General features: G+C 60.2%; 6 protein-coding genes and 1 pseudogene. 2 read left to right on the top strand and 5 right to left on the bottom strand.

Going from position 1 to position 5,582, the window contains the following annotated elements; translation table 11 throughout:
• Nucleotides 1–1,615: translation elongation factor 4 (lepA, locus tag AC6RA8_RS20695; protein ID WP_500355479.1), on the bottom strand; the 1,615-nt coding region annotated here is incomplete at its 3' end.
• A gap of 158 nt (nt 1,616–1,773) precedes the next feature.
• On the opposite strand from lepA, the gene AC6RA8_RS20690 reads away from it, so the two are divergent.
• On the top strand, nt 1,774–3,072 hold the full coding sequence (locus AC6RA8_RS20690) for a M16 family metallopeptidase (RefSeq protein ID WP_500355477.1): 1,299 nt from the start codon (nt 1,774–1,776) through the stop codon (nt 3,070–3,072).
• A gap of 444 nt (nt 3,073–3,516) precedes the next feature.
• Here AC6RA8_RS20690 and AC6RA8_RS20685 read toward each other — a convergent pair whose 3' ends face one another.
• A complete protein-coding gene (locus tag AC6RA8_RS20685; RefSeq protein WP_299771507.1) occupies nt 3,517–3,642 on the bottom strand; it encodes an EcnA/B family entericidin in 126 nt (41 codons plus the stop codon).
• A gap of 403 nt (nt 3,643–4,045) precedes the next feature.
• On the opposite strand from AC6RA8_RS20685, the gene AC6RA8_RS20680 reads away from it, so the two are divergent.
• A complete protein-coding gene (locus AC6RA8_RS20680; protein WP_500355475.1) occupies nt 4,046–4,405 on the top strand; it encodes a hypothetical protein in 360 nt (119 codons plus the stop codon).
• Nucleotide 4,406: 1 nt separating this feature from the next.
• On the opposite strand, the gene AC6RA8_RS20675 is transcribed toward AC6RA8_RS20680, so the two are convergent.
• The 3 genes and pseudogenes from AC6RA8_RS20675 to AC6RA8_RS20665 form a co-directional block, all read right to left on the bottom strand.
• Nucleotides 4,407–4,988, bottom strand: coding sequence for a GNAT family N-acetyltransferase (locus AC6RA8_RS20675; protein ID WP_500355473.1), 582 nt, complete (start codon nt 4,986–4,988; stop codon nt 4,407–4,409).
• Nucleotides 4,985–5,377: a ketosteroid isomerase-related protein gene (locus tag AC6RA8_RS20670; protein ID WP_500355471.1), complete on the bottom strand. Its 393-nt coding sequence runs from the start codon at nt 5,375–5,377 to the stop codon at nt 4,985–4,987. The genes AC6RA8_RS20675 and AC6RA8_RS20670 overlap by 4 nt, the downstream gene beginning before the upstream one ends.
• Nucleotides 5,377–5,582: pseudogene (locus AC6RA8_RS20665) on the bottom strand (low molecular weight phosphatase family protein); the annotation flags it as partial. The pseudogene AC6RA8_RS20665 and the gene AC6RA8_RS20670, both read right to left, overlap by 1 nt.

Below are 5,582 nucleotides of genomic sequence, written 5' to 3'. Positions count from 1 at the left end.
TGACCTTGCCGCCAATCGCCGCCTGGATCGGGATTTTGAACATGTGGCGGGGGATCAGGTCTTTGAGCTTTTCGACCATGGCGCGTCCGCGCATCTCGGCCCGGTCGCGGTGGACCATGATCGACAGGGCGTCCACCGGTTCGTCATTCACCAGGATCGACATTTTCACCAGGTTGTCCGTGCGGTAGCCCGTCAGTTGGTAGTCGAAGGACGCATAGCCCTTGGTCACCGATTTCAGACGGTCGTAGAAGTCGAACACCACCTCGTTCAGCGGCAGGTCATAGACGACCATGGCGCGGGAGCCGGCGTAGGTGAGGTCTTCCTGTATGCCGCGGCGGTCCTGGCAGAGTTTCAGCACGTCGCCGAGGTAGTCGTCGGGGACGAGGATCGTGGCCTTGATCCGCGGCTCTTCGAGGTGGTCGACATGGGTGAGATCGGGCATGTCGGCAGGGTTGTGCAGCTCCATCATCGACCCATCACGCATGTGGACGTGGTAGATGACCGACGGCGCGGTGGTGATCAGCTCGATGCCGTATTCCCGCTCGATCCGGTCGCGGATCACTTCGAGGTGCAGGAGCCCGAGGAAGCCGCAGCGGAACCCGAAGCCGAGAGCGGCGGAGGTTTCCATTTCGAAGCTGAAGGACGCGTCGTTGAGGGCGAGTTTGTCGATGGCGTCGCGGAGGTCTTCGAACTCGGCAGAGTCCACGGGGAAGAGGCCGCAGAAGACGACCGGTTGGGCGGGTTTAAAGCCGGGGAGCGGTTCGACTTCCTTGCGTTCGTGGGTGATTGTGTCGCCGACGCGGGTGTCGCGGACCTGTTTGATGGAGGCCGTGAGGAAGCCGATTTCGCCGGGCCCGAGTGAGTCCACGTTCTGCATGGCCGGGCGGAAGACGCCCACGCGGTCGACGTGGTGGATGGTGCCGTTCGAGACGAACTTGATCTTCTCGCCCTTTTTCAACCGCCCGTCGATGACGCGGATCAGAACGATGACGCCGAGGTAGCTGTCGTACCAGCTGTCGACCAGCATGGCCTTGAGATCGGCGTCGGGGTTGCCTTGGGGCGCGGGGAGTTGGGTGACGATGGATTCCAGCGTCTCCATGATCCCCTCGCCCGTCTTGGCGGAGACGGCGATGGCGCCCGAGGCGTCGATGCCGATCACGTCTTCGACCTGTTCAGCGACGCGGTCGATGTCCGAGGCAGGAAGATCTATCTTGTTGAAAACAGGGACAATTTCGTGATCAGCGTCGATGGCCTGGTAGACGTTGGCGAGCGTCTGCGCCTCGACCCCTTGGGTGCTGTCCACAACCAGAAGCGAACCTTCAACGGCGCGCATGGAGCGGGAAACCTCGTAGGCAAAGTCCACGTGACCGGGGGTGTCGATTAGGTTCAGGACATATTGCTCACCATCCTGCGCTGTGTAGTCGATGCGCACGGTGTTGGCCTTGATGGTGATGCCCCGCTCGCGTTCGATATCCATGCTGTCGAGCAACTGTTCCTTCATGTCCCGGTCGGCCACAGTGTTGGTGGACTGGATGAGCCGGTCGGCAAGGGTCGATTTCCCGTGGTCGATATGCGCGACGATGGAGAAATTGCGGATATGTGAGAGCGGTGTCATGGGTGGGATATGGCGCGGTTTCAGCACTTTGGCAATGCTGCGTTCACGCGGCCTGTTGCCTCGTGCAATTCGGTGCATCTACAAAAATCCGACCTTTTCCATCATAGTGACACAATTCAGCGTCACCTCAGGCAAATACTACTTTGAGGAGAGGCTTCATGACATCCAGCATGCAGAAAACGACGCTTGAGAATGGGCTCGTCGTGGCCACTGATCGCGTGCCCCATTTCAATGGGGTCGCAATGGCCGTAACGGTGCAGGTCGGGTCCGTGCATGAACCCGAGGGCAAACAAGGGATTTCCCACCTGTTGGAGCATTTGATCTTCCGCAGCACGCAAAGCTCATCGGAACGCGATCTGCAATTGCGCACCGGCTTGATCGGAGCCGAACTGAATGGATGCACCAACGAGGGCAAAACGATCTACACCGGCGAAGTGCTGAAAGAGGGAACCGGACAAACGCTGGAACTATTGGGCGAAATGCTGTCTCAACCAGCGCTGCGCGACGAAGACATCGCCTTGGAAAAAGACATCGTCGAACAGGAAAACTGCCGTGGATGCAGCGGATGCACGATGCGCGACGCATCCTATGGCGAGGCCTATCCGGATCAAAGTATCCGCCATCCCATCATCGGATACGAAGACACGATCGAAGCTATTACACGTGACGATCTGGTGGCCTATCACCAGCGTCATTACACACCTGGCAACACTGTTGTCGTTGTTGCCGGTGATGTGGATCACGTCGAGGTTGTGGCCCAAGCCGAACGCGCTTTTGCCGAATTGCCTAGCGGGCCAGCGACACCGATGCCGGAATTCCAGTTCCAACCGGGGGAAATCCTGGTGGGATCGGGTGGGGATCGTGCCGCGATTGCCGTGAACTACGACCTCACGCACCTGAGCTATGACGCGTGGCGGCCCTTTGACATGTATTCGAGCATTTTGGGCGGCCATGGCCATTCCCGGCTGATGGAGGAGCTGCGCGAAAAGCGTGGTCTGGTCTACAGCTGCTGGACAGACTGGTTGGAGCCTGCAAATCGCTGCATCTTTGACCTGACGGTCTGGGGCGAGGCCCGCAAGATGAAAGAGATTGCAGAGATCATCGCCGACACGATGCGGGCTACGGCCACGGATATGCAAGCGCACGAGTTGGACGCGGCAAAGCAACGTGCACGGTCCGAATTGCTGATGCAAAAGGACAACTTGAGATCACGTGTAGAGCGGCTTTCAGACGGTATCATCGAAGGCCACGGTGTCACCATTGATGATAACATATCGGCCTATATGGAGCTGGCGCTGGACGACGTACGTAGCGCCGGTCAGACGTTGCTTGAGATGGACCCGGTGATCTTTCTTGGCGGATCACACCGGCAAATGCCGAAATTCGACGACATTCGTGCACGTCTGAAGGGACATGGTCAGAAAAAGGGGCTATTCGGACTGCGTATTGCCAGTTAATCGCAACGGTGATGGCAAGCTGCCGCCTGCCATACGGATTTTGTTCCCGTTGTTCAAAACCTTGAGCGTCGGGCGCAGCCCGGCGCTGCCGCCGGGCAAAGTGGATCAAACGAATGGGCACTGTTACTTTTGATTTTGATCACGGCATCACACTGCGCAGCGGCAGGCCCCGGACTGTCGATCCAACCCTTGTGAAGAAGCGCTTTATGGCTGCCAAGTACATCTTCCGGTTCACCGAAGCACCAAGAAGGGCCAATCGACAGGCAGTGGGAGGGCCTGCCGCTGCGCGGCGGGCTTGGCGGACATGTCTGGAATAGTGTGGCAATGCGTCGACGGGTGAAACCCCGCCATACCGAAGTGCGCCAGAACCAACGCTTTCTCGGCTTGTGCATCGGATACAACGATACCCTGTCGAGGTTACGCGCAGTGGCTGCGCCTGCGCGCTTAGATCGCCCGGTCTACTGCATCCGCTGCGCGCGTGATGTCGCGTCCGACACCTTTGGCGGTTTCGCAGGCGGCGAGTGTGGTGGCGGCCACGACGGCCAATAGGATCAAACGGGTGCGGTTCATTCTGCTCTCCGATCTTTTGCAAATGACATAAACAGACGGGCCTGTCTGGTCAAATCAACTGCCTGCGCATCGGCGGGTTTTTCCCTAAAAGGCGCGGGAATTTGTGCGGTGTGGGTTGGGCCTGCTTGTATTTGGAAGCGGTGTTGCCCTCTCGTGCATCGGCTAACACCGATACACTGCCGGGTGACGTGCGCGGCCTGCGGCCGCGTTATGCGCACGGTGTTCATAAGGGGAATGGATCAGCGCTTGCCCTCTCGTGCATCGGCTGACGCCGATACCCTGCCGGGCGACGCGCGCGGCCTGCGACCGCGCGCTTGTTCGTGAATTGCCCTTCGCCTAAGTTTGCGGCATAGTTTTCGCATTCAGAGCGGGCCAACCCGCCACAGCAGAGACGAGCAGAGACATGAAACTCTCGACCACGATCATTGCCGGGGCGGCTGCCCTTGGATTGGCCGCATGTGGCGGTGGATCCTCCTATTCCAGTGCGCGGGCCGTTCCCGCGACTCCGGTGCTGTTTGCCACCGGCCCAATCTATTCCGCGTGCCGCAGTGGCGGACGGGACCAGGCCAGCCGGACACGCTGTGGCTGCGTGCAGGCCGTTGCCAACCAATCGCTGAGTTCCTCGGATCAAAGCCGCGGCGCCGGGTTCTTCAGCAACCCGCAGCAGGCGCAAGAGGTGCGTGTGTCCGACCGGGCCTCGGACGAACGGTTCTGGCGCCGCTGGAAAGACTACAGCGACAGCGCAGCACGGCAATGTACCTGAGCTAAAGGTCCTTGACCCAGAACTGCAGCGGCTTTTCGGTTTCGCCCGCCTGATCAACGTCCTTCCACATGAACTGGGCCACGGCGCCCGGCATGCGTTTGTATCCCCGCCCTTCCCAAAAGGGATCGAGAGGGCGGTACGCGCTGGGTCGCAAGGGGTGGTCCGGCGGTCGCAGGACCGAGGCGAAGCACATACTCGCATAACCCAGATCCCGCGCATGGGCCTCACGTACATCGAAAAAGCGGTGCCCGACCCCACGACCGCGAAAACGCGGCAGCAGCACGCTTTCTCCGCAATAGAAACAGGCATTCACGTTGAAGTCCGTGCCGTCGAACGCGTCCGCGAACGCATCGGCATGTTCCGCCAAGGGTGCCGCCGTCGCCGCCCCCACCATCCAGTCGCCATCATAGGCGGCAACAACGACCGCGCGGTCGCTTTGCTCATAAACCTCGAGGTAACGGCGTTCGTACGCTGCATCGCCTTCATAGAGATAGGGCCAGTCCCGAAACACAGCGAGGCGCAGCTTTGCCACCTCATCCAGCGCCTCGGTCAAGGCGGGCCCGGTCAGTGTCTCGATCCTCATGCCCCGACCTGTCGCACCCAATCCGCAAGGTTGTAATAGGTGGTCACGCGGGCGATCTTGCCATCACGGATGTCAAAGAAGGACCCGGCGGGCAGGCAATAGGTCTGGCCGTTTGCCTCGGGCAGCCCTTCATCGGTTTGTAGGTAGGTGCCATTGACAGTGTATTCGGCGGCCGCACGTGTGCCCTCAGCGGCCGAGAACACGACCATGTCGGTGAGAGTCTCGGCATAGCACCGGTTCATGTGGGTGCAAAACGCACCGAACAGGTCCTTGCCTTTGCGCACCTGCCCCTCGTTCACATGGTGGGCCACGTCATCGGTCAGGCAGGCCAGCATGACGGTGACATCGCCTGTGTTGAACGCGTCGAAATAGTCACTCACGACCTGCATCAGGTGCCCTCCTTTGCAGGCCCCCACCGCTCAACGAGGCGGGTGATGATCTGGTCGCGGGCGGCGCGATAGCTTTCAAGCTTGGCCTCGCGCGTCTCGCCCAGACCGGTGGGGTCGAGGATCGGCCAGTATTCGACCTCGAGATGATAGTAGCGCGTCAGTTCCAGCGCGCGGCGCTGGCTGGCCGGACTGAGCGCCACGACAA

It is taken from the genome of Tateyamaria sp., assembly GCF_059783535.1.
Note: the sequence above shows the minus strand (reverse complement) of the source record. Positions and strands in the feature narration are given on the sequence as shown.

What these genes read in the sequence shown, in the direction of transcription:
- AC6RA8_RS20690 (WP_500355477.1), top strand. Translation starts at nt 1,774, where the DNA reads ATGACATCCAGCATGCAGAAAACGACGCTTGAGAATGGGCTCGTCGTG.
- AC6RA8_RS20685 (WP_299771507.1), bottom strand. Translation starts at nt 3,642, where the DNA reads ATGAACCGCACCCGTTTGATCCTATTGGCCGTCGTGGCCGCCACCACA.
- AC6RA8_RS20680 (WP_500355475.1), top strand. Translation starts at nt 4,046, where the DNA reads ATGAAACTCTCGACCACGATCATTGCCGGGGCGGCTGCCCTTGGATTG.
- AC6RA8_RS20675 (WP_500355473.1), bottom strand. Translation starts at nt 4,988, where the DNA reads ATGAGGATCGAGACACTGACCGGGCCCGCCTTGACCGAGGCGCTGGAT.
- AC6RA8_RS20670 (WP_500355471.1), bottom strand. Translation starts at nt 5,377, where the DNA reads ATGCAGGTCGTGAGTGACTATTTCGACGCGTTCAACACAGGCGATGTC.